Here is a 22,961-nt window from a genome sequence, read left to right as displayed (position 1 = left end):
AGCCATGCTGGACTGGAAGAACCGCGCGGGCAGCGCACCGGATCGTGCTGCCGAACCCAAGTCGGCGACACGCAGCTACTTTGGTGGCCTGCTGTTCAGCCGCGCCCTGGGCACCCTGGTGGCCTTGTACCTGCTGGTGGCCGGTGCCCTGGGCTGGTACTGGAGCCAGGAACCGTCGCTGTTCCCCGTCCAGCAAGGCGCGCAAATTGCCGCCGAGAAGGAAGGCAAGCAGATGGTCGTGGGCTACACCACTGTGGAAACCCTCAAGACCGTGGCCGGCACCCTGCTGAACAAGCCGGGTGGCTATATCTCCAACGACCGTTTCCCGCCGGGCCTGTGGATGGACAACATGCCGAGCTGGGAATACGGCGTGCTGGTGCAGGTCCGCGACCTGACCCGCGCCTTGCGCAAGGACTTCGCCCGTTCCCAGTCGCAGTCCGCCGAGGACGCCGACCTGGCCAAGGCCGAGCCGCGCTTCAACTTCGACAACAAGAGCTGGGTGCTGCCGTCCAGCGAGTCCGAGTACCAGGAAGGCATCAACTCCCTGAGCCGCTACCAGGCACGCCTGTCCGATCCGAACCAGAAGAGCGCGCTGTTCTACGCCCGTGCCGACAACCTGAACAACTGGTTGGGTGATGTCGGGACCCGCCTGGGTTCGTTGTCCCAGCGCCTGTCGGCCAGCGTCGGCCGGGTCAAGCTCAACACCGCGCTGAAAACCGAAACCCCGGCGCCGGGCCAGTCGCCGCAGGTCGACGAGGAGGTGGTGGAAACTCCTTGGATGCAGATCGACAACGTGTTCTATGAAGCGCGCGGCCAGGCCTGGGCCCTGTCGCACCTGCTGCGTGCCATCGAGGTCGACTTCGCCGACGTGCTGGCCAAGAAGAACGCCACTGTCAGCGTGCGCCAGATCATCCGTGAACTGGAGGCGTCCCAGGAGCCGATCTGGAGCCCGATGATTCTCAACGGCAGCGGCTTCGGCGTGCTGGCCAACCACTCGCTGGTCATGGCCAACTATATTTCCCGGGCCAACGCGGCTGTCATCGACTTGCGTCAATTGCTCAATCAGGGTTGATTCATGGTGGTTACCTCCAATGAGGCCGCGCATCGCGCGGCCTCCGATGCCGAACAAGTCGCCTGGGTCGATGGCGAAGACCAGTTGCTGGGCACGCTGGCCCGCTCGGAGTTGCGCGAGCGCGGCCTGATCGGGCGCGGCACCTATATCCTGCTGTTCAATTCCGCCGGTGAGCTGTGCGTGCATCGGCGCACCCTGAGCAAGGCCATTTATCCCGGTTATTGGGACGTGGCCGCGGGCGGCATGGTGCTGGCCGTCGAAAGCTACGCCGAGTCGGCGGCCCGGGAGCTGGAGGAAGAATTGGGCGTGAGCGGGGTGGAATTGACCGCCCATGACCATTTCTTTTTCGAAGACACCGACAATCGCCTCTGGTGTTCGGCCTTTTCGGCGGTCTGGGACGGGCCTCTGCGCCTGCAGCCGGAAGAGGTGCTGGAAGCGCGCTTCATTGCGATCGACGAAGTGATGCGGGAAATCACCGAAAAGCCCTATTGCCCGGACTCCCTGGCAGCCTTGCAGCGCTATCTGGCGCGGCGTCGTTAAAGTTGTATAAATTGGCGCGGTTAGGCTCTTAGCAAGTCGGCTTTTTGCCGTTACACTGCGCGACCTTTTTCAAGCTGAGCCGGCTTGCTTTTGTAGGAGCGAGCTTGCTCGCGAAGAACGCAAGGATGATGGGTGCTATCTGAAAGCACGCGTTATCGCTGACGTCCATCGCGAGCAAGCTCGCTCCTACAAGGTGTACCGGCCCAGTAGCGCTGCCCCTGCCTGAGTGGGGCTTCGCGGTCGATGGCACAGGCCATGTGCTTCGACCAGTCTTTGTCCTCCCAAGAGGATTGCCGGTGGCCAAAAAAGCCGCATCCTTCGCCGCCCTTGGTGGCCTGGTATTTTCCACCGACGCAGGTCGACATTGCCCGGACTGTAGCCAGCCGGTGGCAGCCTGCATCTGCAAACAAACCGTTATCCCTGCCGGCGACGGCATCGCTCGCGTGCGTCGCGAAAGCAAGGGCCGTGGCGGCAAGACGGTGACCACCATCACCGGCGTGCCGTTGGCCGAAGACGCGCTCAAGGAACTGGCGACCACGTTGAAGAAACGTTGTGGCACCGGTGGCGCGCTGAAAGACGGCGTCATCGAGATCCAGGGCGATCATGTCGAGCTACTCTTGGCAGAGCTGATCAAGCACGGTTTCAAGGCGAAGAAGTCCGGCGGCTAGCAGCCTCTGTGAAAACCACCCCCGACTTGATGCAGCCCTGATCCGATTCAGGCTTGCCGTCGTCTTCATGGTTTTCACAGAGCCTGTTCATGACCGGTTTCTAAACTCAGCACTGTAACCGAGGTCTATGTCCTCGTTGCAGGCTAATCGTCATTTTCATTCTTTAGACTGCGCCAGCCCCGGACCGGGGTGGCGCTCTATGACTTCTTTATAGGGGACTTCGATGTCCGTACGACGCACACGCAAAGACGATGGCAGCCAATGGACAGTTGCGGACAGCCGCAGTGTTTATGGGATTCGCCATTGGGGGGCCGGGTATTTCGCGATCAATGACGCCGGTCGCGTCGAAGTTCGTCCGAACGGCCCGAACAGCTCGCCCATCGACCTGTTCGAACAAGTCGAGGAGCTGCGCAAGAGCGGCTTGTCCCTGCCGCTGCTGGTGCGCTTCCCGGATATCCTGCAGGACCGGGTGCGCCAGCTGACCGGTGCCTTCGACGCCAACATCGAGCGCCTGGAATACCAGAGCCAGTACACCGCGCTGTACCCGATCAAGGTCAACCAGCAGGAAGCGGTGATCGAAAACATCATCGCCACCCAGAACGTCTCCATCGGCCTGGAAGCCGGCTCCAAGCCCGAGCTGCTGGCAGTGCTGGCGCTGGCGCCGAAAGGCGGCACCATCGTCTGCAACGGTTACAAGGACCGTGAGTTCATCCGCCTGGCGCTGATGGGCCAGAAGCTGGGTCACAACGTATTCATCGTGATCGAGAAGGAATCCGAAGTCGCCCTGGTGATCGAAGAAGCCGCCTCGCTCAAGGTCAAGCCGCAGGTTGGCCTGCGCGTGCGCCTGTCGTCCCTGGCGTCGAGCAAGTGGGCCGACACCGGTGGCGAGAAATCCAAGTTCGGCCTGTCGGCGGCGCAGCTGTTGTCGGTGGTCGAGCGTTTCCGCGGCGCCGGCCTGGACCAGGGCATCCGCCTGCTGCACTTCCACATGGGCTCGCAGATCGCCAACCTGGCGGACTACCAGCATGGTTTCAAGGAAGCCATCCGTTACTACGGCGAGCTGCGCAACCTCGGCCTGCCGGTGGATCACATCGACGTCGGCGGCGGCCTGGGCGTGGACTACGACGGTACCCACTCGCGCAACGCCAGTTCGATCAACTACGACATGGACGACTACGCCGGTGTCGTGGTCGGCATGCTCAAGGAGTTCTGCGACGCGCAGAGCCTGCCGCATCCACACATCTTCTCCGAAAGCGGCCGTTCGCTGACCGCGCACCACGCCATGCTGGTGGTGCAGGTGACCGACGTCGAGAAACACAACGACGACGTGCCGCTGATCGAGAATAAGGAAAGCCTGCCGGAAACCGTGCAATGGCTGGTGGACCTGCTGGGCCCGACCGATATCGAGATGGTCACCGAAACCTACTGGCGCGCCACCCACTACATGAGCGACGTGGCCGCCCAGTACGCCGACGGCAAGCTGACCCTGGCCGAGAAAGCCCTGGCCGAGCAGTGCTATTTCGCCGTGTGCCGGCGCCTGCACAACTCGCTGAAGGCGCGCCAGCGCTCGCACCGCCAGGTACTGGACGAACTCAACGACAAGCTGGCCGACAAGTACATCTGCAACTTCTCGGTGTTCCAGAGCCTGCCGGACACCTGGGCCATCGACCAGGTCCTGCCGATCATCCCGTTGCATCGCCTGGACGAAGAGCCGCTGCGCCGCGCCGTGCTGCAAGACCTGACCTGCGACTCCGACGGCAAGATCAACCAGTACGTCGACGAGCAGAGCATCGAGACCAGCCTGCCGGTGCATGGCCTGAACGAGGGTGAGGACTATCTGCTGGGCGTGTTCCTGGTCGGTGCCTACCAGGAGATCCTCGGCGACATGCACAACCTGTTCGGCGATACCGACTCGGTGAACATCTACCAGAACCCGAACGGCACCGTGTACCACGCCGGGATCGAGACCCACGACACCATCGAAGACATGCTGCGTTATGTGCACTTGTCGCCGGAGGAGTTGATGACTCATTACCGCGACAAGGTGGCCAGCGCGAAGATCAGCGCCAGCGAGCGTACCCAGTTCCTCGACGCCCTGCGTCTGGGCCTGACCCGCTCGTCGTACCTGTCTTCCTGAGGTTTCGACGGCTCAAGAAAAACCACCGCTTGCGGTGGTTTTTTTATGCGCGCCGCAAAGCTCAGCGGGCCGGGCTGAACCAGCCGTCGTGCCGGCGCAGCCCGAGGGCGAAGGCCAGCAGGGTCAGGCTGCGCACCAGCATGAACAGCAGGAAGGTCAGCCACAGGCCGTGGTTGCCCAGGCCCTGCAAGGCCCAGGCGCAGGGCAGGGTGATGAGCACGCTGAGCAGCATGCCGTTGCGCATTTCCCGGGCGCGGGTGGCGCCGATGAACAGGCCGTCCAGCAGGTAGCTCCAGACTGCGATCAGCGGCAGGGCGGCGAGGTAGGGCAGGTAGGTGAAGGCGGTCTGCCGCACTTCGGCGATATCGGTCTGCATCTCGATGAACAGGTGCCCGGCGCACAGGAACAGCACGGCAAAACCGATGCTGGCCAGCAGCGACCAGCCGCCGGCGACCACCAGCGAGCGGCGCAGGGCCAGGCGATCGCGGGCGCCGATGGCGTGGCCGCACAGGGCTTCCACCGCGTGGGCCAGGCCGTCCAGGGCGTGGGCGGTCAGCAGCAGGCCGTTGAGCAGCAGCGCGTTGGCGGCCACGGTCGCGTCCCCCAGCCGCGCGCCTTGCACGGTGATCAGGAAGAACACCGATTGCAGGGCCAGGCTGCGGATGAAGATGTCGCGGTTGACCGCCAGCAACGGCCGCCAACTGGCCCAGCGCTGCAACGCCGTCCAGGCAATCCGCCCCGGGTAGGCACGCAGGGCCGGGCGGGTCATGGCCAGGCCGATCAGCGCGCCGGTCCATTCGGCGATCACCGAGGCCCTGGCCGAGCCGGCCACGCCCCAGTCCAGGCCCAGCACGAACCACAGGTTGAGGGCGATGTTGATCAGGTTGGTGCTCAGCAGGATCGCCAGCGGCGCCCGGGCGTTCTGGGTGCCGAGGAACCAGCCGACCAGGGCCATGCTGGCCAGCGCCGCCGGCAGCCCGAGCAAGCGGGTATGGAAGAAGGTGCGGGTCATTTCGTCCAGCTCGGCCGAAGGCTGCATCAGCTGCAAGGCCGCGCCGCTCAGCGGCACGCCTATGGCGCCCAGCAGCAGGGCCAGACCCATGGCCAGCAGCAGGCCTTGCACCAGGATCTGCCGCAGCGCCGCACCGTCGGCGCGCCCGGCGGCCTGGGCGGCAAAGCCGGTGGCGCCCATGCGCAGAAAGCCCATGGCCCAGGCCAGGAAGGTATAGAGGCTGGCGCCGACCGCCACCGCGCCGAGCTGGTGGGCATGGGGCAAATGGCCGATGACGGTGCTGTCGACCAGCGCCACCAGCGGCACGGAAATATTGGAAAGAATCATCGGCGCGGCCAGCGCCCACACCCGAGCATGGGTCGGACGGTGGCGCCAGGCAGAAATCAGGCTGGACATGCAGGCTCCTTGAGAGCGGGCATTGTAGCCGCTTGCCCGCCCGGCCATGCCATCCCGATCACGGCCCGAATCCTACAAAGACGCCGCGGGTGATAGGCCCTCTGTCGATCAATGTGCGCTGCGCCACAGCCAGCCGGACGGCGGTGAGATATAGTTCAACCCTTCGAGACTCCTGCCAATGAGTGCCCCATGTTTAACAAAGGATTGTTCCTGGCCTGTGCGCTGGCCTTGCTGAGCGCTTGCGATTCCTCGACCTCCGACAAGGCGGCGACCCCTTCGGCTCCGACAGCGGCAGTGCCCGCGGCCAAGGCCCGGCCCGTGCAGGATGTCGCTGTGCTCAAGCAACGCTACGCCGGTCGCGAGTTGAACGTGGTGGATGTGTCCGAGGTGCAGCTCGACGGGGCCAGCACCCTGTCGGTGAGTTTCTCGGTGCCCCTGGACCCGCAGCAGAAGTTCGCCGACAAGCTGCATCTGGTGGACAGCAAGAGCGGCAAGGTCGACGGCGCCTGGGAGCTGTCGGACAACTTCATGGAGCTGCGCCTGCGCCACCTCGAGCCGCAGCGCAAACTGGTGCTGACCGTCGACGCCGGGCTGCGCGCAGTGAACGACGCGACCCTGGCCGCCGAATACGTCAGCCGCCTGGAAACCCGCGACCTGCAGGCCACGGTCGGGTTCGCCAGCCGCGGCACCCTGTTGCCGACCCGCCTCGCCGAAGGCCTGCCGGTGATTGCGCTGAACGTCGACAAGGTCGATGTCGAGTTCTTCCGCATCAAGCCTGAGTCGCTGCCGGTGTTCCTCGCTCAGTGGGGGCGCAATAACAGTCTGCACAGTTACGAGTCCCGGGAACTGCTGCCGATGGCCGACCTGGTGTATGGCGGCCGCTTCGACCTCAACCCGGCGCGCAATACCCGGGAAACCCTGCTGCTGCCGATCGCCGGGCTCAAGCCGCTGCAACAGCCGGGCGTGTACCTGGCGGTGATGCGCGCCTCGGGCACCTACAACTATTCGCAACCGGCGACCCTGTTCACCCTCAGCGACATCGGCCTGTCGGTGCACCGTTACCAGAACCGCCTGGATGTCTTCACCCAGGCCCTGGAAGGCGGCAAGGCGCTGGACGGCGTCAGCCTGGAACTGCTGGACGGCGAAGGCCGCGTGCTCGGCCAGGGCAAGACCGAGAAGGGCGGCCATGCCGAGCTGCCGCTGCCGAAGAAAGCCGAAGTGCTGCTGGCCCACCAGGGCGAGCAGACCAGCCTGCTGCGCTTGAACGGCGCCGCCCTGGACCTGGCCGAATTCAATATCGGCGGCCCCCAGCCCCATCCGTTGCAGTTCTTCGTGTTCGGCCCCCGCGACCTGTATCGCCCGGGCGAAACCGTGCTGCTCAACGCGCTGCTGCGGGACAAGGACGGCAATGCGGTCAAGCCGCAGCCGGTGAGCGTCGAAGTGCGCCGGCCGGATGAGCAGGTCAGCCGCAAGTTCGTCTGGGACGCCGATGCCTCGGGGCTCTATCAGTACCAGTTGCAACTGGCCGGCGAAGCGCCGACCGGGCGCTGGCAACTGGTGTTCGACCTCGGCGACGGCAAGCCGCAACTGTACGAATTCCTCGTGGAAGACTTCCTGCCCGAGCGCCTGGCGCTGGAACTCAAGGGCAGCGACACACCGCTCAAACCGGACGAGACCGTCGAGATCAGCGTCAACGGCCGTTACCTGTATGGCGCCCCGGCCGCCGGTAATCGCCTGAGCGGCCAGATCTATGTGCGGCCGCTGCGCGAGGCGGTCAAGGCCTTGCCGGGCTACCAGTTCGGCTCGGTCACCGAAGAAGAGCTGAGCCAGGACCTGGAGATAGAAGAGTCGACGCTGGATGAAAACGGCGAAGAACTGATCGCCCTGGAAAGCAAATGGGCCGAGGCCCGTTCGCCGCTGCAACTGATCGTCCAGGGCAGCCTGCAGGAGTCGGGCGGTCGCCCGATCACCCGGCGGGTGGTGCTGCCGGTATGGCCGGCGGACAGGTTGCCGGGGCTGCGCGCGCTGTTCGACGGTGCGGAAACCGACGGCGACGGCCCGGCCGAGTTCGAGCTACTGGTGGCCAACAATGAAGGCCAGAAGCTGGCGGCGGACAACCTCAAGGTGCGCCTGGTGCGCGAGCGCCGCGACTACTACTGGAACTACTCGGAAAGCGACGGCTGGAGTTATCACTTCAACGAGAAATTCCTCACCCAGGACGAACAGGTCCTGAGCATCAAGGCTGGCGATACCGCGAAGGTCAGCTTCCCGGTGGAGTGGGGCCCTTATCGCGTCGAGGTCGAAGACCCGCAGACCGGGCTGGTCAGCAGCCTGCGTTTCTGGGCCGGCTACCGTTCCCAGGACAACGCCGAAGGCGGCGCGGTGCGGCCCGACCAGGTCAAGCTGGCGCTGGACAAACCGCTGTATGGCGACGACGACACCGCCAATGTCACGGTGACCCCGCCGGCCGCCGGCAAGGGCTACTTGCTGGTGGAGTCCAGCGACGGTCCGTTGTGGTGGCAGGAAATCGACGTACCGGCCGAAGGCAAGAGCTATGCGATCAAACTCGATCCGAAATGGGCGCGCCACGACCTGTACGTCAGTGCGCTGGTGATCCGCCCCGGCGAGCGCAAGGCCAACATCACCCCGAAACGCGCGGTGGGCGTGTTGCACCTGCCCCTGGATCGCACCCAGCGCAAGCTCGGCCTGACCCTGAGCGCGCCGGAAAAAATGCGCCCCAAACAGCCGCTCAAGGTGAAGATCCAGGCCAGGAACGCCGATGGCAGCGTGCCGAAGCAGGCCCATGTGCTGCTGGCGGCGGTGGACGTGGGCATCCTCAACATCACCGAATACCCGACCCCGGACCCGTACTCCAGCCTGTTCGGGCGCAAGGCCTATGGCGCCGACCAGCTGGATATCTACGGCCAGTTGATCGAGGCCGGCCAGGGCCGCCTGGCCAGCCTGGCCTTCGGTGGCGACGCGGCGCTGGCCAAGGGCGGCAAGCGTCCGGACACCAGCGTCACCATAGTCGCCCTGCAAAGCGCGCCGGTGACCCTGAACGAGCAGGGTGAAGGCGAAGTCAGCGTCGACATCCCCGACTTCAACGGCGAACTGCGCCTGATGGCCCAGGCCTGGACCGACGAGCGCTATGGCATGGCCGAAGGCAAGACGGTGATCGCCGCACCGCTGATCGCCGAACTGTCGGCGCCGCGTTTCCTCGCCGGCGGCGACCAGACCACCCTGGCGCTGGACCTGTCCAATCTGTCGGGCAAGGCGCAGAAACTCGATGTGCAACTGAGCGCCGAAGGCCAGCTGGCGCTGGTCAACGAAACCCGTCAGAGCGTGCAACTGACCCAGGGCCAGCGCACCACGTTGCGGATTCCGGTGCGGGCGCTGGGCGGCTTCGGCCAGGGCAAGGTCAAGGTGCTGGTCAATGGCCTGGACCTTCCGGGCGAGAGCCTGCCACCGTTCAGCCGCGAATGGACCCTGGGGGTGCGACCGGCTTACCCGGCGTTGCTCAGGCATTACCGCGCGGTACTCAAGGATCAGCCGTGGAGCCTGCCGGAAGGCGAGCTGGCGGCATTCGAGCCGGCCGGGCGTGAGGCACTGTTGAGCCTGTCGAGCCGGCCGCCGCTGAACCTCGGCGAGCAGATCCGCGCACTCAAGGCCTACCCCTACGGCTGCCTGGAACAGACCACCAGCGGCCTGTACCCGGCGCTGTACGCCGATGCCGTCAGCCTGAAACGCCTGGGCCTGGAAGGCGAGCCGGATGCCGAGCGCAAGCGCAAGATCGAGTTGGGCATCGAACGCCTGCTGGGCATGCAGCGCTACAACGGCAGCTTCGGCCTGTGGGGCGCGGACGGCGAAGAGGAATACTGGCTGACCGCCTACGTCACCGACTTCCTGCTGCGGGCCCGCGACCAGGGCTTCGCGGTGCCGGCCGAGGCGCTGAAGAAGGCCAACGAACGCCTGCTGCGTTACCTGCAGGAGCGCAACCTGATCGAGGTCAACTACAGCGAAAATGCCGAGCACACGCGCTTTGCCGTGCAGGCCTACGCCGGGCTGGTATTGGCACGTAGCCAACAGGCGCCGCTGGGCGCGCTGCGCAGCCTGTTCGAACGGCGTACCGATGCGCGCTCCGGCCTGCCATTGGTACAGCTGGCCATCGCCTTGCAGAAAATGGGCGACCAGCCACGGGCCGAGCAGGCCTTGACCGCGGGCCTGGCGGCTTCGCGCAACAGCAAGGACTGGCTGGCCGACTACGGCAGCCCGCTACGGGATCAGGCGCTGATCCTGGCGTTGCTGGAAGAGCACGACCTGGCCAAGGGCAAGCGCGAGGAGCGGCTGTTCGAGCTGTCCGACCAACTGGCGGCCAGCCCGTACCTGTCGACCCAGGAGCGCAACTCGCTGTTCCTCGCCGGTCGTGGCCTGCTGGGCAAGCCGGAAGCCAACTGGACCGCGCAACTGAGCAGTGGCGCCGAAAGCCGCGAGCTGAACAACAGCCAGCCCGGCCTGAAGCTGGAAGGCGCGTTGCTGGCGTCGCCGTTGTCGATCAGCAATCAGGGCAGCGAGCCGGTGTACCAGCAACTGACCATTTCCGGTTATCCACAGCATGCGCCGCTGGCCGGTGGCGAGAACCTGAGTATTCGGCGCGAATACCTGGGGATGAACGGCCAGCCACTGAACCTGCGAGCCCTGGGCAGCGGCGACCTGGTGCTGGTGCACCTGGCGGTCAGCGCCAAGCAACGGGTGCCGGATGCGCTGGTGGTGGACCTGCTGCCGGCCGGCCTGGAACTGGAAAACCAGAACCTGGCGCAGAGCGCCGCCAGCCTGGAAAACGCCAGCAGCCAGGTCAAGGAATGGCGCGAGTCGATGCAGAACGCCAGCCTCAAGCACCAGGAGTTCCGCGATGACCGCTATGTAGCGGCGCTGAACCTGGATGGCTACGACAGCGTCACGCACCTGCTGTACCTGGCACGCGCGGTCACGCCCGGCACTTACCGTGTGCCGCCGCCGCAAGTGGAGTCGATGTACCGGCCGAACTGGCAGGCCGTGGGTGAAACCCTGCCGGAGATGGTGATCAAGGGGCGTTGAGAAGGGCGATCGCGGCAAGCGCGTTCCTCATGTAGGAGCGGGCTTGCTCGCGATACGACCGCGCAGCGGTCGTCTATCGGTCAGTGCACCACCCAGCTCAGCAGCCACAACCCCAGCAGCAGCCAGATGATGCCCATGACGATCGAGGCGCGCATGAAGGCGCGGACCGCCGAGTACAGCAGCATCAGCCCGACGATCAGGGTGATGATGCTGATGATCGAGGTGTCCATGCCCAGCGCCCGCGACAAGCCGTCGATAAAGTTGCCGCCGGCGTTGGTCAGGGCGTTGAACAGACCGCTGAGACCATCGACGATAAACCGTATGACCGAGCCCAGCGCCTGGCCGAGCCATTCAAAAAAGCTTTCTACCTGCATGCGTGCATCCTGATGAAAAAGTTGGCGTGCTTGCCAGACCTGAGCCTTTGGCCATCAATCGCGCTGGCGAGTTCCGTTCCAAGCATAGAGGTTCGCGGGTTTGATTTTTCGATTAGTTGCATCGCGCCTGCGCAGTTTTTGGTGGCGAATATTTGGCCAGGCACAGTCGCCCGGCTTGCCATCGCCGCAACCAAGCGGTCGCCGAGGCTGGCGCATCCTGCGGACCGTGCTGGGCGGCCTGTTGCTGCTGTGGGCCGGGCTTTGGCTGGCCGACCGCATCTGGCCGCTGCCGCTGCCCAAGGATGACCTGGCGCGGGTGGTGCTGGCCGAGGATGGCACGCCGCTGTGGCGCTTTGCCGATGCCAATGGCGTCTGGCGCTATCCGGTGCGCACCGACGAAGTCTCGCCCTATTACCTGGACGCGCTGCTGACCTACGAAGACCGCTGGTTCTACAGCCATCCCGGGGTCAACCCGATGGCGCTGGCGCGTGCCGCCTGGCAGAACCTCACGGGCGGGCGGGTGTTGTCCGGCGGCAGCACCCTGTCGATGCAGGTGGCGCGCCTGCTCGATCCTCACTCGCGAACCTGGCACGGCAAGCTGCGCCAGCTGTGGCGTACCGCACAGCTGGAATGGCATCTGAGCAAGCAGCAGATTCTCACGCTCTACCTCAACCGCGCGCCGTTCGGCGGCACCTTGCAAGGGGTGGCCGCGGCCAGTTGGGCTTACCTGGGCAAGTCGCCGCAGCACCTGACCCACGCCGAAGCGGCGCTGCTGGCGGTACTGCCCCAGGCGCCGAGTCGGCTGCGCCCGGACCGGCATGCCGCACGGGCTCAGGCGGCCCGGGACAAGGTGTTGCAGCGCCTGGCGCAGTTCCAGGTCTGGCCGCAATCGGCGGTGGCCGAAGCCTTGCAGGAACCCCTGTTGCTGGCGCCGCGGCTGGAGCCGAGCCTGGCGCCCCTGCTGGCGCGCCGGCTGAATCGCTCGGACAGCCCGCCGTTGATCCGCACCACCCTGGACGCCAACCTGCAACGGCGCCTGGAAGACCTGCTTTTGGGCTGGCGCGCGCGCCTGCCGGAACACACCTCGGCGGCGATCCTGGTGGTCGAGGAGCAGACCATGGCGGTGCGCGCCTACCTGGGCTCGGTGGATATCAACGATGCGCGGCGCTTCGGCCATGTGGACATGATCAGCGCCATGCGTTCGCCGGGTTCGACCCTCAAGCCCTTCCTCTATGGCATGGCGCTGGATGCCGGGTTGATCCATTCCGAATCCCTGCTGCAGGACGTGCCACGGCGGTATGGCGACTACCGGCCGGGCAACTTCTCCATGGGGTTCAGCGGCGCGGTGTCGGCCAGCACCGCCCTGGCCACCTCGCTGAACCTGCCGGCGGTGCAACTGCTGGAAGCCTACGGGCCGAAACGCTTTGCCGCCGAGATGCGCATCGGCGGCATGCCGCTGACCCTGCCGGCGCTGGCGGAACCGAACCTGGCGCTGATTCTCGGTGGCGCCGGCAGCCGCCTGGAGGATCTGGTCAGCGGCTACAGCGCCTTCGCCCGTGGCGGCAAGAGCGCCAGCCTCCGCCTGCAACCGGATGATGAGTTGCGCGAGCGGCCCTTGCTGTCCCCCGGTTCGGCGTGGATCGTGCGGCGCATTCTCAGCGGCCAGGCGCGCCCGGACCGCGACCCGCGAGCCGAGCTGGTACAGCGTCCGGTGCTGGCCTGGAAGACCGGCACCAGTTACGGCTTTCGCGACGCCTGGGCGATTGGCGTCGGGCCGCGCTACCTGATCGGCATCTGGATCGGCCGCCCGGACGGCACCCCGGTGCCGGGCCAGTTCGGCCTGGCTTCGGCAGCGCCCTTGATGCTGCAAGTGCACGATGTGCTGATCAACCGCGACAGCCAGCGCGGCATCAGCGCGCCGGTGCAGCCGGTACCGATGAATGTCGGGGTGGCGGCGATCTGTTGGCCGCTGGGCCAGCCCATGAGCCGCAGCGATCCGAACTGCCGCCGCCAGCGTTTCGCCTGGACCCTGGACGGCACCACGCCGCCGACCTTGCAGGCGGCGGATCAACCCCTGGGCGTCGGCCTGCTGGAAAAAGTCTGGGTCAATGCCAAGGGCCTGCGGGTCGACGCCAAGTGCCCGGGGGCGCAGGCGCGGGATATCGCGCTGTGGCCGGCGCCGCTGGAGCCCTGGCTGCCGCGCATCGAACGGCGTGAAGCGCGCCTGCCGGCCAACGACCCGGAGTGCCCGGGGCCGGCCCTGGCGGCAGCGGCGCCGTTGTCCATCGTCGGCGTGCGCGAGGGCGATCGCTTGCGCCGCCCGGCGGCCAGCCAGGAACTGCTGCGGCTCAAGCTGTCGGCCCTGGGCGGCAGTGGCCGGCGCTGGTGGTTCGTCAACGGCGAGCCGTTGGGCGAGAGTGCCAACCAGGACAGCATCAACGCCAGCTTCGAACGGTTGGGGCCATATCAACTCAGCGTGCTGGACGAAGGCGGGCAGACGGCGCGGGTCGAGTTCAGCGTTATCGATTGAGGGGGCGGTGCGGGCCTTGCCTTCATCCGCCATCCCCCCGAAGCTATACGCCTTCAGGAGACCCCGATGAACCTAGACGAACTGACCCAACGCCTGCATGCCATTCGCGATCGCAATGACTGGCGGCAATTTCACAGCCCGAAGAACCTCGCCATGGCCGCCAGCGTGGAGATGGCCGAACTGGTGGAGATCTTCCAGTGGCTGAGCGAAGACCAGTCGCGGCAACTGCCGGCCGACAAGCTGGCCCATGCCGGCCAGGAAGTCGGCGACATCGTGCTCTACCTGTTGCTGCTGTGCAGCGAACTGGGCCTGGACCTGGAGCAGGTGGTGCGCAGCAAGCTGGCCGACAGCGAACGGCGGTTCGGCTGATGAGCGACCGTCATTTCGACCAGTTGGCGACCCGCTTCGCGGAAAAGATCTACGGCGGCGCCAAGGGCGCGATCCGCCTGGCGGTGCTCCAGGCCGACCTGGCCGAAGCCTTGCCGGACCGCCCGCTGCGGGTGCTGGATATCGGCGCCGGGCTGGGGCATATGTCGCTGTGGCTGGCCCAGCGTGGCCATCAGGTGACCCTGGCCGAACCGGCCGAACCGATGCTCGAGGGTGCCCGCCAGCGCTTCGCCGAGGCCGGCCAACAGGCGACCTTTATCCAGGCGCCCTGGCAGGACCTGCTGGGCCAGCTCACCGAACCCTATGACCTGGTGCTGTGCCATGCGGTGCTGGAATGGCTGGCCGAGCCCCACGCGATCCTGCCGGTACTGCATCAACTGACCACCCAGGACGGCTGGCTGTCGCTGGCGTTCTACAACCGCGATGCGCTGATCTATCGCAACCTGCTCAAGGGCCACTTTCGCAAGATGCGCAAGAACGACATGGCCGGCGAGAAGCAGAGCCTGACCCCGCAACAGCCCCTCGATCCGCGGGAACTGGCGGCGCAACTCGACGGTTTGTGGCGGGTCGAAACCCAGAGCGGGGTACGGGTTTTCCATGACTACATGCCGGTGGAATTCCAGGCCCGCGCCGAGTTGCTGGACCTGTTGGAAATGGAATTGGCCCATCGTCGTCACCCAAGCTTTGCCGGGCTTGGGCGTTACCTGCACTGGATTTGTCGTCCGGTCTGAGCGGAGCTCGAAATGAAACGCCACGCTGGTTTGCTTGTGCTGTGCCTGGGGCTGGCGGCCTGCCAGAGCCCCAACCCCTATGTCGCCAGTTCCAATCCACTGCCGCCGGCGCCGCCACAGGCGGCCGGGACCTTCGACCGCAGCGCCTACCCCGCGCCCCAGCGCGACTATGGGCGCTATCGCAGCTGGGCCTGGCGCAACGGGCGCCTGCCCAATGGCTCGGCCTGGGCCGATTCGGCGCAGGTCGCCGAGGCGGTCAGCAACGCCCTCGACCAGCGCGGCCTGCGCCCGCTGCACGACAACCGTCCGGCGGACCTGTGGGTCAGCGCCGACCTGCACCTGGAAAAGCGCCTGCGCCAGGTGCAGGACGACTATGGCTATGGTTACGGCGGTTATGGCTACAACCGCTACGGCCCCGGCTACGGCATGTACAACACAGTGCCGGTGGTGCGTACCTACGAGGTGGAAGTCGTGGTGGTACGGGTCAACCTGTTCGACGCTAGCAGTGGCCAGCCGGTGTGGAGCGCCAGCGCGGAAACCTCGAGCCAGGGCAGCCTGAGCGAGCGCGCCGATGCGCTGCGCGAGGCTGTGGAAAAGGCTATGGCGGCGTATCCTCCTAGTTAGCGACATCCCTTCAGGTGCATTTGCTCTTCTGGAGAAACATCATGTTCCGCCCTCTTGCTTTACTGGCCCTGGCCGCGCTGCTCAGCGCCTGCGCCGCCAACCAGGTCAACCATGACTTCGATGCCAGCCGCGACTTCGCGGCCTATCGCAGCTGGAGCTTCAAGGAACCCGCCCTGCAATACCGCCCCGACGATCCGCGGATCAAGAGCGACCTCACCGAGCAGCGCATCCGCCAGGCCGTCAGCGATCAGCTCGACCAGCGCGGCCTGCGTCCAGCCGCAGCGGGCAAAAAGGCCGATCTCAACGTCCAGACCTACCTGATCGTCGAGAACCGCCAGCAACAGGTCACCACCAATTACGGCGGCGGCTGGGGTGGCCCGTGGAACGGCTACTGGGGCGCGCCGATGTACAACGAAACCCGCAACATCACCTACAAGGTCGCCACCATCCAGATCGATCTGCTCGATGGCAAGGACGGCAAGCTGGTGTGGCGCGGCAGCGACGAGCAGATACTCAGCAGCACGCCGAACCCCGCCGATCGCAGCACGGCGATCAGGGAGACCGTCGGCCGGATCCTGGCGAACTACCCGCCCAGGTAAGTTGCTGCATTCCACCACGGGGCGAGGGCTGCACAGGCTCTTGCCCCAACGGCACCCTGCCCAAACACAGCGCTGGCAAGTCGCCAGCGTTGTATTCCAGCCTTGACTACACTCCTTTCACCCAGCGGAGATTGCGCCCGGCGGTGCGCCGGCAAAGGAGTGCTCCATGTTTTCCCGCACGCAGTTTTCCGGACCGGCTCGGCAGCGTGGCGCTATTGGTCTGATAGGGGCGTTGGCGTTGGGCACGGCGGTGTTGTGCACGCTGGTGGTAGTCGACAGCGGGCGCCTGTACCTGGATCAGCGCGAGTTGCAGCGAGTGGCCGATAACGCCGCCTTGGAGGCGGTGGCGCGGGGCGGCAATTGCCTGGCGGGGGGCAGCGCGGCGGCATTCGCCAGAGAAAGCGCGGCGCGCAACGGCTTTGTGGTGGGAGACGACAGACCGCTGACAGCCACCTGTGGCTCGCTGCAGACCGGTGCCGACAACTTGCGCACCTTCAGCCCCAACGCCAGTCAGGCCAGCGCCATCCGAGTGGTGGTCAGTGAAGCGGTGCCCACCAGCATCGCCCTCGGCGTAACCAATCTGTTTTCCGACAATCCCGTCAGCACCACGACCTCGTTGAGTGCCACGGCGGTAGCGGCTCAACCCAAGCCACCGCTGGCGCAATTGACGATTCGCAGCACGCTGGTCGACCTCAATCTGTTGAACGGCGCCCTCAGCGGCCTCGCGGGTAGCGCGATCAATGTCAGCCTGCTCGGTTGGCAGGGCCTGGTCGATACCGACATCAGCCTGCTCGGTTACCTGAAGCAGCTGGCCATTGATCTGAATGTGAGCGCCGGAAACTACAGCGAACTGCTCGACGTCGATACCGACATTACCCAACTGCTCCAGACCGCCATCAGCGTGGCCCAGAGAAATGGCGCCACCCTCGAGGTGCTGACAGCCCTAGGCAGCATTAAGGCCGCTGCGATCAATACGGCTCCGGTGAAACTGGGTGACCTGTTGAAGTTGCAGACCGGCACTGCGGACTCCGGGCTGGATGCCAACGTCCAATTGCTGAGCCTGGTCGAGGCGTTCCTGCAACTGGCCAGCAGCCAGAGCGCCGCGGCGGTCGAGCTGCCGGTGAGTGTGTTGGGGCTGGCGGGCGTCACCACCCGGGTCAAGATCGTTTCACCTCCCGAGTTCGCCATCGGCAACCCGGAACTGGCCGCCGTCGACCCGCTGGGACCCAATCGCATCTATGTACGTACCGCTCAGGTACGGGCGTTGCTGACGGTGGATCTCTCGCTGATCAACAGCGTGCTGCAGGCGGTGAATACCCTGCTGTCGCCGGTGGTGGTCACGCTCAATACGGTGCTCAGTGCCAATCTCAGCTGTGTGCTCGGTGGCCCCTGTGTAAAGACTGACCTGCTGATCCTGCCGAACGGCGCGAACCTGGATGTCAGCCTTGAAGTGGCGGCCGGCGACAGTCATGTCACCGGCTATACCTGCGTCAGCGACAGCGACAACAGCCTTTCCGTCGACACCACCACCTCCGCGGTCAAGCTCAAGGTCGGTCGAGTGGACGCCAGCAACTGGGCGTCTTCGACCGCTCAAGTCAGCGTGAGCCCGTTGCCTCTGGTGGATATCGGAGCGAGGACCTGTCAGGGGCTGCTTGGCCCTTGTGGGGCACGCGTCTCGTTTGCCGGTGGTGGCAGCGAGTTGATGATCGACACGTCGGTCGCCGGTACCCACGAGCCGAATTTCACCTTCGTCAATCCGCCGAAAATGAAGCAGGAACTGGCGGACGACGATTGGCACAGCGTGACCGCCTCCAATGTGGTCAGCAGCCTGCGTGCGTCGTTGACCGGCATCACTCTGACTACGCATCCGCCCAGCATCGGCAGCCTGCTCGGGGTGGTGCTCAATACCTTGCTGTCGGCGTTGAACACCGTAGTCGGCCTGCTGGCCACGGCTATCGGCGCCTTGCTCGGCCCGTTGCTGGACCCATTGCTGAACAATGTCCTGGCGGTGTTGGGCATCGATCTGGGCAAGGTCGAGGTGGGAGCCAACATCACCTGCGGCCAAACCGGCCGGGCCTATCTGGTGATCTGATCGCTCTGTACCAGCGGTAGGTCGATGCAGAAGCAGGCGCCTTCGCCGGTGTTGCTCACGCTCAGGCGCCCGCCCATGTTCTCGACTATGCCGTAGCTCACCGAGAGCCCCAGGCCGGTGCCCACGCCGACCGGCTTGGTGGTAAAGAACGGTTCGAAGATGCGCCCCAGCAGACGCGGGTCGATGCCGCCGGCATTGTCTTCGACCAGCAGCCGCACCCGCTGCGCGTCATGTTCGGCGCGTATGGCGATCCAGGGCCGCAAGTCCGGATCCTGCTCGCGCCGGCCGAGCAGCGCATCCCGGGCATTGACCAGGAGGTTGATCAAGACTTGCTCAAGCTGATCGACATGGCCCCGCACCTGCACGTTGAAGTCGATTGGCGCGACACGCAATTCAACGCCTTTGCCGCGCATGCCGTCGGCCAGCAGCGACAGGCAGCCTTCCACCGCCTGGGCCGGATCGAAAGGTTGTTGCTCGATCTCCGAGCTGCGGCCAAACACCCGCATGTGGTCCACCACCCGGCCGGCCCGCTGGACCTGGGCATCGATGCGCTTGAGCTTGTCCTGCAGGTAGTCGAGTTGCACGTCGCCGTTGTTCAGGCGCTTGAGCACGTTGACGATGGCCATGCGCATCACATTCAGCGGCTGGTTGATTTCATGGGCCAGCCCGGTGGCCATTTCGCCCAGGGTGGCCATCTTCGCGCTTTGCATGAGTTGCAGTTGGGAGCGGCGGACTTCGGTGTTGTCGCGGCCGACGGCCTGGATCTCCCGCAGGCGTCCTTGCTCGTCGAACACCCCGCGGTCGGACCAGACCCACCAGGCATGTTCGCGCCCCGGCAGTTGCAGGTTGATTTCCGCGGTGCTGACCGGAAATTCCGGGGTCAGCTGGCGGATGCGTTGCACGAAGGCGGCGTGTTGTTCGGCGGACAGCCAGTCACCGAGGTTGGCTCCGGCCAGTTGTTCGGGCGGGCATTCCAGGTAGGTCGCCAGGGGCCGGTTGCCGAAGGTCAGGGTCAGGTCGGGCAGGTAGCGGCAGATCATCGCCGGGGAGTCTTCCACCAGGATCCGGTAACGCTCCTCGCTGAGTCGTATCTGCTCGGCGGCCAGGGTGGCGTCGGTGACGTCCAGCCACAGGCCGACGGCCTCGACCGGCATGCCCAGGTCGTCGCGCAGCAGCCTGGCCTCGTCGAGCACCCAGTGGTATTCGCCACGGCTGTCGAGCAGGCGGTAGCGGCTGCGCACCGCGCCTTCGCGCAGCAGTTGCCGGTTGCGCTCGAAGTAGCGGTCGCGGTCGTCGGCATGCACCCGTTCCGCCAGGGCGCCGTCGTTGCAGTCGTTCAGGGTCCAGCCGAGCAACGGCTGCAGGCTGTCGCTGAAAAACGTCGGCTGCAGCGCACCCTCGACATAGCGCTGGACATAGATCACCGCCGGCGAATGGGCGATCAGGTTGTCCAGCCGGGCGTGGGCCGCGGCCGCCTGCTGCTCCTGATTCTTGATGTCGCTGATGTCCAGCATGAAACCGACGAAGCGCTGGTTCTGGCCAATGCCCAGGGCTTGCCCCTGCAGGCGGTACCAGATGGCCGGCAACTGCGGGTCGGCCCGCTGCAACCGTACGCAGAGCAGCAGCGGTTTGCCCTGTCGCAGCTCTTGCAGGCGGCTGCTCAGTTCCTGGCGATCGGCGGGGTGGATCAGGGCCAGCCAGGCCTGCAGCGACAGGCGCCGGGTCTGGGGTTCCAGCAGCAGGTTGAGGGCCAGCTGCGGCGCCAGCTGGATCTCGTTGTCTTGCGCGAACAACTCCCACCAACCGGTGCCGAGCAAACCTTGCAAGGCCTCCAGGCGCTCCAGCTGGTGATGGTGCTGCTGTTCGCGCAAACGTCCGAGCAAGGGCCCGGCCAGGGCGGCGCTCAATTGCAGCCAGTCCCGTTCGCTCAACTGCGGTGCCTGCTGGCGTACCGGGTAGAGGCCGCAGAGCAGCCAGGCCGCGACACCGTGATCGTCGCGAAAGGGCACGACAAAGCCTTCGCTGCTGCCGAACGCATGTTGCAGGCGCGGATGCTCGCCAAGGCCTTGAGTGAAGATCAGCGACTGCGGGGCATTGCCGTTCAGGCTGTCCAGCCCGGTGCCCAGGACCTGGCCCTTGTGCCACAGCTGCGGTGCATCGGCGGCCTGATACAGGCCGTGGATGTACCAGCCCTGTTCCAGGTCGTCGAGCAGTGCCAGGGCGAGGCAGGGGATATGCCAGTGCCGGGCCAGGGCATGGAGTTGTTCATGCAGCACTTCGGGCAGGCGGAAGAGGCTGCACAGGCGCAGCTGTTCGCTGATCTGCGCGGCGAACTGCTGGCAGTCCTGGCGTTGCTGCGCCTGCTGGCGTTCCAGCAACAGGTCGCCGATGTCCAGCAGGTGCAGGAGCCAGCCTTGGGTGGACGGTTGCACCCAGCCGCGCAGGTGCAGGGTTTGCCCGCCGGCGCCATGGAAGTCCAGATCGAGCACATGCCCCTGCCAGTCGCCAGGGCTGCCTTCGACACTCAGCGCGCTGTGCGCCAGCAGGTAGTCCAGCAGCGGCGCCGGCCCTTCGGCGGCCGGCGGCTGGGCCAGGGCGTGGCGCAGCGGGCCGGTCATTTGCAGCACCTGGGCGTTGTGGTCCAGGTGCACCAGCAGGCCGACCCCGGGCGTGGCCAGGGGCGGCGCGGGAGGAAGCGCCTGGGGCGTCGTCCGGCCGAGAAAACGCCCGAGGAGTTTGTCGCCCGAGCTCAAAATTGCAGACTCGACTGGGCGCTGAGGTTCGCGGGCAGAGCGGGCACGCTGCCCAGGCCCGGCAGCACCAGGAAGGGGATGACCTGTCTGAGTTTGTCGGTGGAGTAGTGGACACGGACCGTGAGCAGGCCACCCGCGTAAGTCACGGTGGCATCGCTGGCGTTGTTGGCATTGAAGTTGAAGGCCTGCGGAATCCAGGTCAGTTGCTCGCGCAAGGTGTTCTTCGCGCGCGCTATCAGGGCGGCGTCATAGCCGGGCGTGGCGGGGTCCAGGGCGACGCTGCGCCGCACCGCTTCGGCAGTGGCCTTATTGAAGGACTGCACCATCAGCAGCGGCACGCTGTAGCTGACCAGGGCATAAAACACGGCAAAAAAAATGATGAAGACCATGGCGAACTCGATGGCCACGGCACCTTTTTGTTTTTCTGGCAGGTCGACTTTCACGGCGGCGTCTACCCTGACTGCTAGTAGGTCATGTCAGCATAGAATCATTCAGCCAGAAGGGATGTTTTTTAACCGATGCAGCATTGGATTCTATTGGCTTGGCTGGGGCTGTGCGCGGTGCAGGATATCCGCCAGCGTCATCTCGCCAACGGCTTGACCCTGGGTGTCGCGCTGCTGGCGCTGGGGTACTTGCTGTGGGCCGGCAACACCTGGCTGGGCGCCGACGCGGTGGAGGGGGGCAGGGCGCTGTTGCTGGCGTTGCTGCTGACCGTGCCTGGCTATGTGCTGGGCCGGATGGGCGGCGGCGACGTGAAGCTCCTGGCGGCCCTGGGGCTGGCGTCCGACCCCCTGCACCTGCTGGGTACCTTCATCGGTGCCGCGTTGGCCAGCGGCCTGTGGTGGTTGCTCGCACCCAGGCTGTTGCCCGCGGCCGACCAACCGCTGGCAAGGTCCTTGCAATACCTCGATCCGCGGCAGGGGCAAAAGTTCGCCTTCGCCCCTTTCGTCCTGGTCGGCATGGCCCTGACCCTGCTTTGGGCCCGCTATTCATGCAGCCTATCTCTATGTACATAGTCGGAAAGTAGTCTACGTTTATTCTGTACCTGCCCGAAGTGGACGCGGCAGGGCAGGAACATTCGTCTTGGGCTTGCCAGGCATGGAGTTGCGCGTGAACAAGCTTATATCTCGCATCAAAGTACTCGTGGTCGACGACCAGCCGTTGATAGTCGAAGAGCTTTGCGAGTTTCTTGAAAGCAGCGGTTATCGCTGCGTCCCTTGTGAGTCCAGCCGCCAGGCGATCCAGCAGTTCAATGAAGATGCCGAAATCGGCCTGGTACTGTGCGACCTGCACATGCCCGATCTCGATGGCATCCAGTTGGTGCAGGAGCTGCAGCGTATCGCCGGCAAGCATCGGGTCTTCGAGGCCATCATGCTCACCGGCCAGGCCGACAAGCAGGATGTGATCAAGGCCTTGCGCGCCGGCATCGCCGATTACTACCAGAAACCGATCGACCTCGAGGAGCTGCTGGCCGGCCTGCAACGCCAGGAGGAAACGTTGCAGGAGCGGCAGAAAAACCTGCAGTTGGGGCACCTGAACCAGAAGCTGCAGTTCCTTTCCGAATCCATTGACGATCTTTACCAGGATCTGGACAAAGTACGTCGCGCGCCACTCGCGCCACCGACGACGCAGGCGTCGGGCCAGGGCGGCGGCGAGGCGGAGCAGATCGAAGTCCCGGCGATCTTCAATCAGCTGTCGCCCCGGCAACTGGATGTGGCCCGCCTGGTAGGCAAGGGGCAGACCAACTACCAGATCGCCTGTGAACTGGGGATCACGGAAAACACCGTGAAGCTCTACGTGTCCCAGGTGCTGCGCCTGACCCATATGCACAACCGCACCCAACTGGCGTTGGCGCTGGCACCCAGCAACTCGGGGTTGCGCCAGCGCGTGACCGCCCACTGACGCCTCCCGCCACGCAGTAAACCCCAGCAGTAGCGAGCGAGGGTTTGCTG

17 protein-coding genes are annotated in these 22,961 nt (G+C 65.4%); 13 read left to right on the top strand and 4 right to left on the bottom strand.

What is annotated here, in order from left to right:
• Nucleotides 1-4 precede the first annotated feature (4 nt).
• The 4 genes from J4E58_RS22555 (at nt 5) to speA (ending at nt 4,417) form a co-directional block, all read left to right on the top strand.
• A complete protein-coding gene (locus J4E58_RS22555) occupies nt 5-1,072 on the top strand; it encodes a DUF2333 family protein (RefSeq protein ID WP_053259488.1) in 1,068 nt (355 codons plus the stop codon).
• A 3-nt stretch (nt 1,073-1,075) separates the two neighbouring features.
• Complete coding sequence (locus tag J4E58_RS22550; protein ID WP_007921639.1) at nt 1,076-1,612, top strand: NUDIX hydrolase; 537 nt, start codon at nt 1,076-1,078, stop codon at nt 1,610-1,612.
• 296 nt (nt 1,613-1,908) lie between these two features.
• Nucleotides 1,909-2,280 carry a translation initiation factor Sui1 gene (locus J4E58_RS22545; protein WP_007921638.1) on the top strand — a complete coding sequence of 124 codons (372 nt, stop codon included), beginning with the start codon at nt 1,909-1,911 and terminating at the stop codon, nt 2,278-2,280.
• A gap of 223 nt (nt 2,281-2,503) precedes the next feature.
• On the top strand, nt 2,504-4,417 hold the full coding sequence (gene speA / locus J4E58_RS22540) for an arginine decarboxylase (RefSeq protein WP_087092546.1): 1,914 nt from the start codon (nt 2,504-2,506) through the stop codon (nt 4,415-4,417).
• Nucleotides 4,418-4,478: 61 nt separating this feature from the next.
• On the opposite strand, the gene J4E58_RS22535 is transcribed toward speA, so the two are convergent.
• Nucleotides 4,479-5,825 (bottom strand): MATE family efflux transporter, encoded by a 1,347-nt coding sequence (locus J4E58_RS22535; RefSeq protein WP_087092545.1) that lies wholly within the window; start codon nt 5,823-5,825, stop codon nt 4,479-4,481.
• A 189-nt stretch (nt 5,826-6,014) separates the two neighbouring features.
• On the opposite strand from J4E58_RS22535, the gene J4E58_RS22530 reads away from it, so the two are divergent.
• Nucleotides 6,015-10,919, top strand: coding sequence for an alpha-2-macroglobulin (locus tag J4E58_RS22530; RefSeq protein ID WP_087092544.1), 4,905 nt, complete (start codon nt 6,015-6,017; stop codon nt 10,917-10,919).
• A gap of 80 nt (nt 10,920-10,999) precedes the next feature.
• On the opposite strand, the gene J4E58_RS22525 is transcribed toward J4E58_RS22530, so the two are convergent.
• Complete coding sequence (locus J4E58_RS22525; protein WP_007921634.1) at nt 11,000-11,293, bottom strand: hypothetical protein; 294 nt, start codon at nt 11,291-11,293, stop codon at nt 11,000-11,002.
• Nucleotides 11,294-11,510: 217 nt separating this feature from the next.
• Here J4E58_RS22525 and pbpC point away from each other — a divergent pair, with 217 nt between their 5' ends.
• From pbpC to J4E58_RS22495, 6 genes are all read left to right on the top strand, one after another.
• The gene (pbpC, locus tag J4E58_RS22520; RefSeq protein WP_256583200.1) at nt 11,511-13,823 is read left to right on the top strand and encodes a peptidoglycan glycosyltransferase PbpC; all 2,313 of its coding nucleotides are present in this window, start codon (nt 11,511-11,513) and stop codon (nt 13,821-13,823) included.
• 66 nt (nt 13,824-13,889) lie between these two features.
• Entirely contained in the window at nt 13,890-14,192 is a 303-nt protein-coding gene (locus tag J4E58_RS22515) for a MazG-like family protein (RefSeq protein WP_053259493.1), read from the top strand.
• Complete coding sequence (locus tag J4E58_RS22510) at nt 14,192-14,941, top strand: methyltransferase (RefSeq protein ID WP_007928683.1); 750 nt, start codon at nt 14,192-14,194, stop codon at nt 14,939-14,941. The genes J4E58_RS22515 and J4E58_RS22510 overlap by 1 nt, the downstream gene beginning before the upstream one ends.
• A 12-nt stretch (nt 14,942-14,953) precedes the next feature.
• Nucleotides 14,954-15,565, top strand: a complete 612-nt coding sequence (locus J4E58_RS22505; protein WP_087092542.1) for a DUF4136 domain-containing protein — start codon at nt 14,954-14,956, stop codon at nt 15,563-15,565.
• Nucleotides 15,566-15,606: 41 nt separating this feature from the next.
• A complete protein-coding gene (locus tag J4E58_RS22500) occupies nt 15,607-16,164 on the top strand; it encodes a DUF4136 domain-containing protein (protein WP_007928685.1) in 558 nt (185 codons plus the stop codon).
• Between the two features lie 166 nt (nt 16,165-16,330).
• The gene (locus J4E58_RS22495; RefSeq protein WP_087092541.1) at nt 16,331-18,256 is read left to right on the top strand and encodes a TadG family pilus assembly protein; all 1,926 of its coding nucleotides are present in this window, start codon (nt 16,331-16,333) and stop codon (nt 18,254-18,256) included.
• Here J4E58_RS22495 and J4E58_RS22490 read toward each other — a convergent pair.
• Nucleotides 18,241-21,009, bottom strand: a complete 2,769-nt coding sequence (locus J4E58_RS22490; protein WP_087092540.1) for a PAS domain-containing sensor histidine kinase — start codon at nt 21,007-21,009, stop codon at nt 18,241-18,243. The two genes, J4E58_RS22495 and J4E58_RS22490, sit on opposite strands and share 16 nt — an antisense overlap.
• Nucleotides 21,006-21,452: a TadE/TadG family type IV pilus assembly protein gene (locus J4E58_RS22485; RefSeq protein ID WP_007928690.1), complete on the bottom strand. Its 447-nt coding sequence runs from the start codon at nt 21,450-21,452 to the stop codon at nt 21,006-21,008. The genes J4E58_RS22490 and J4E58_RS22485 overlap by 4 nt, the downstream gene beginning before the upstream one ends.
• Before the next feature lie 75 nt (nt 21,453-21,527).
• On the opposite strand from J4E58_RS22485, the gene J4E58_RS22480 reads away from it, so the two are divergent.
• Nucleotides 21,528-22,025: a prepilin peptidase gene (locus J4E58_RS22480; RefSeq protein ID WP_087092539.1), complete on the top strand. Its 498-nt coding sequence runs from the start codon at nt 21,528-21,530 to the stop codon at nt 22,023-22,025.
• 94 nt (nt 22,026-22,119) lie between these two features.
• A complete protein-coding gene (locus J4E58_RS22475; protein WP_087092584.1) occupies nt 22,120-22,911 on the top strand; it encodes a response regulator transcription factor in 792 nt (263 codons plus the stop codon).
• The last annotated feature ends 50 nt before the right edge of the window (nt 22,912-22,961 follow it).

Source organism: Pseudomonas sp. FW305-25, from assembly GCF_017351415.1.
GTDB classification, from domain to species: Bacteria; Pseudomonadota; Gammaproteobacteria; order Pseudomonadales; family Pseudomonadaceae; genus Aquipseudomonas; species Aquipseudomonas chlororaphis.
This window is presented reverse-complemented; position numbering and strand designations above follow the sequence as displayed.

What these genes read in the sequence shown, in the direction of transcription:
- J4E58_RS22480 (WP_087092539.1), top strand. Translation starts at nt 21,528, where the DNA reads ATGCAGCATTGGATTCTATTGGCTTGGCTGGGGCTGTGCGCGGTGCAG.
- J4E58_RS22510 (WP_007928683.1), top strand. Translation starts at nt 14,192, where the DNA reads ATGAGCGACCGTCATTTCGACCAGTTGGCGACCCGCTTCGCGGAAAAG.
- J4E58_RS22535 (WP_087092545.1), bottom strand. Translation starts at nt 5,825, where the DNA reads ATGTCCAGCCTGATTTCTGCCTGGCGCCACCGTCCGACCCATGCTCGG.
- J4E58_RS22525 (WP_007921634.1), bottom strand. Translation starts at nt 11,293, where the DNA reads ATGCAGGTAGAAAGCTTTTTTGAATGGCTCGGCCAGGCGCTGGGCTCG.
- J4E58_RS22495 (WP_087092541.1), top strand. Translation starts at nt 16,331, where the DNA reads ATGTTTTCCCGCACGCAGTTTTCCGGACCGGCTCGGCAGCGTGGCGCT.
- J4E58_RS22555 (WP_053259488.1), top strand. Translation starts at nt 5, where the DNA reads ATGCTGGACTGGAAGAACCGCGCGGGCAGCGCACCGGATCGTGCTGCC.
- speA (WP_087092546.1), top strand. Translation starts at nt 2,504, where the DNA reads ATGTCCGTACGACGCACACGCAAAGACGATGGCAGCCAATGGACAGTT.
- J4E58_RS22530 (WP_087092544.1), top strand. Translation starts at nt 6,015, where the DNA reads ATGTTTAACAAAGGATTGTTCCTGGCCTGTGCGCTGGCCTTGCTGAGC.
- J4E58_RS22500 (WP_007928685.1), top strand. Translation starts at nt 15,607, where the DNA reads ATGTTCCGCCCTCTTGCTTTACTGGCCCTGGCCGCGCTGCTCAGCGCC.
- J4E58_RS22505 (WP_087092542.1), top strand. Translation starts at nt 14,954, where the DNA reads ATGAAACGCCACGCTGGTTTGCTTGTGCTGTGCCTGGGGCTGGCGGCC.
- J4E58_RS22515 (WP_053259493.1), top strand. Translation starts at nt 13,890, where the DNA reads ATGAACCTAGACGAACTGACCCAACGCCTGCATGCCATTCGCGATCGC.
- J4E58_RS22550 (WP_007921639.1), top strand. Translation starts at nt 1,076, where the DNA reads ATGGTGGTTACCTCCAATGAGGCCGCGCATCGCGCGGCCTCCGATGCC.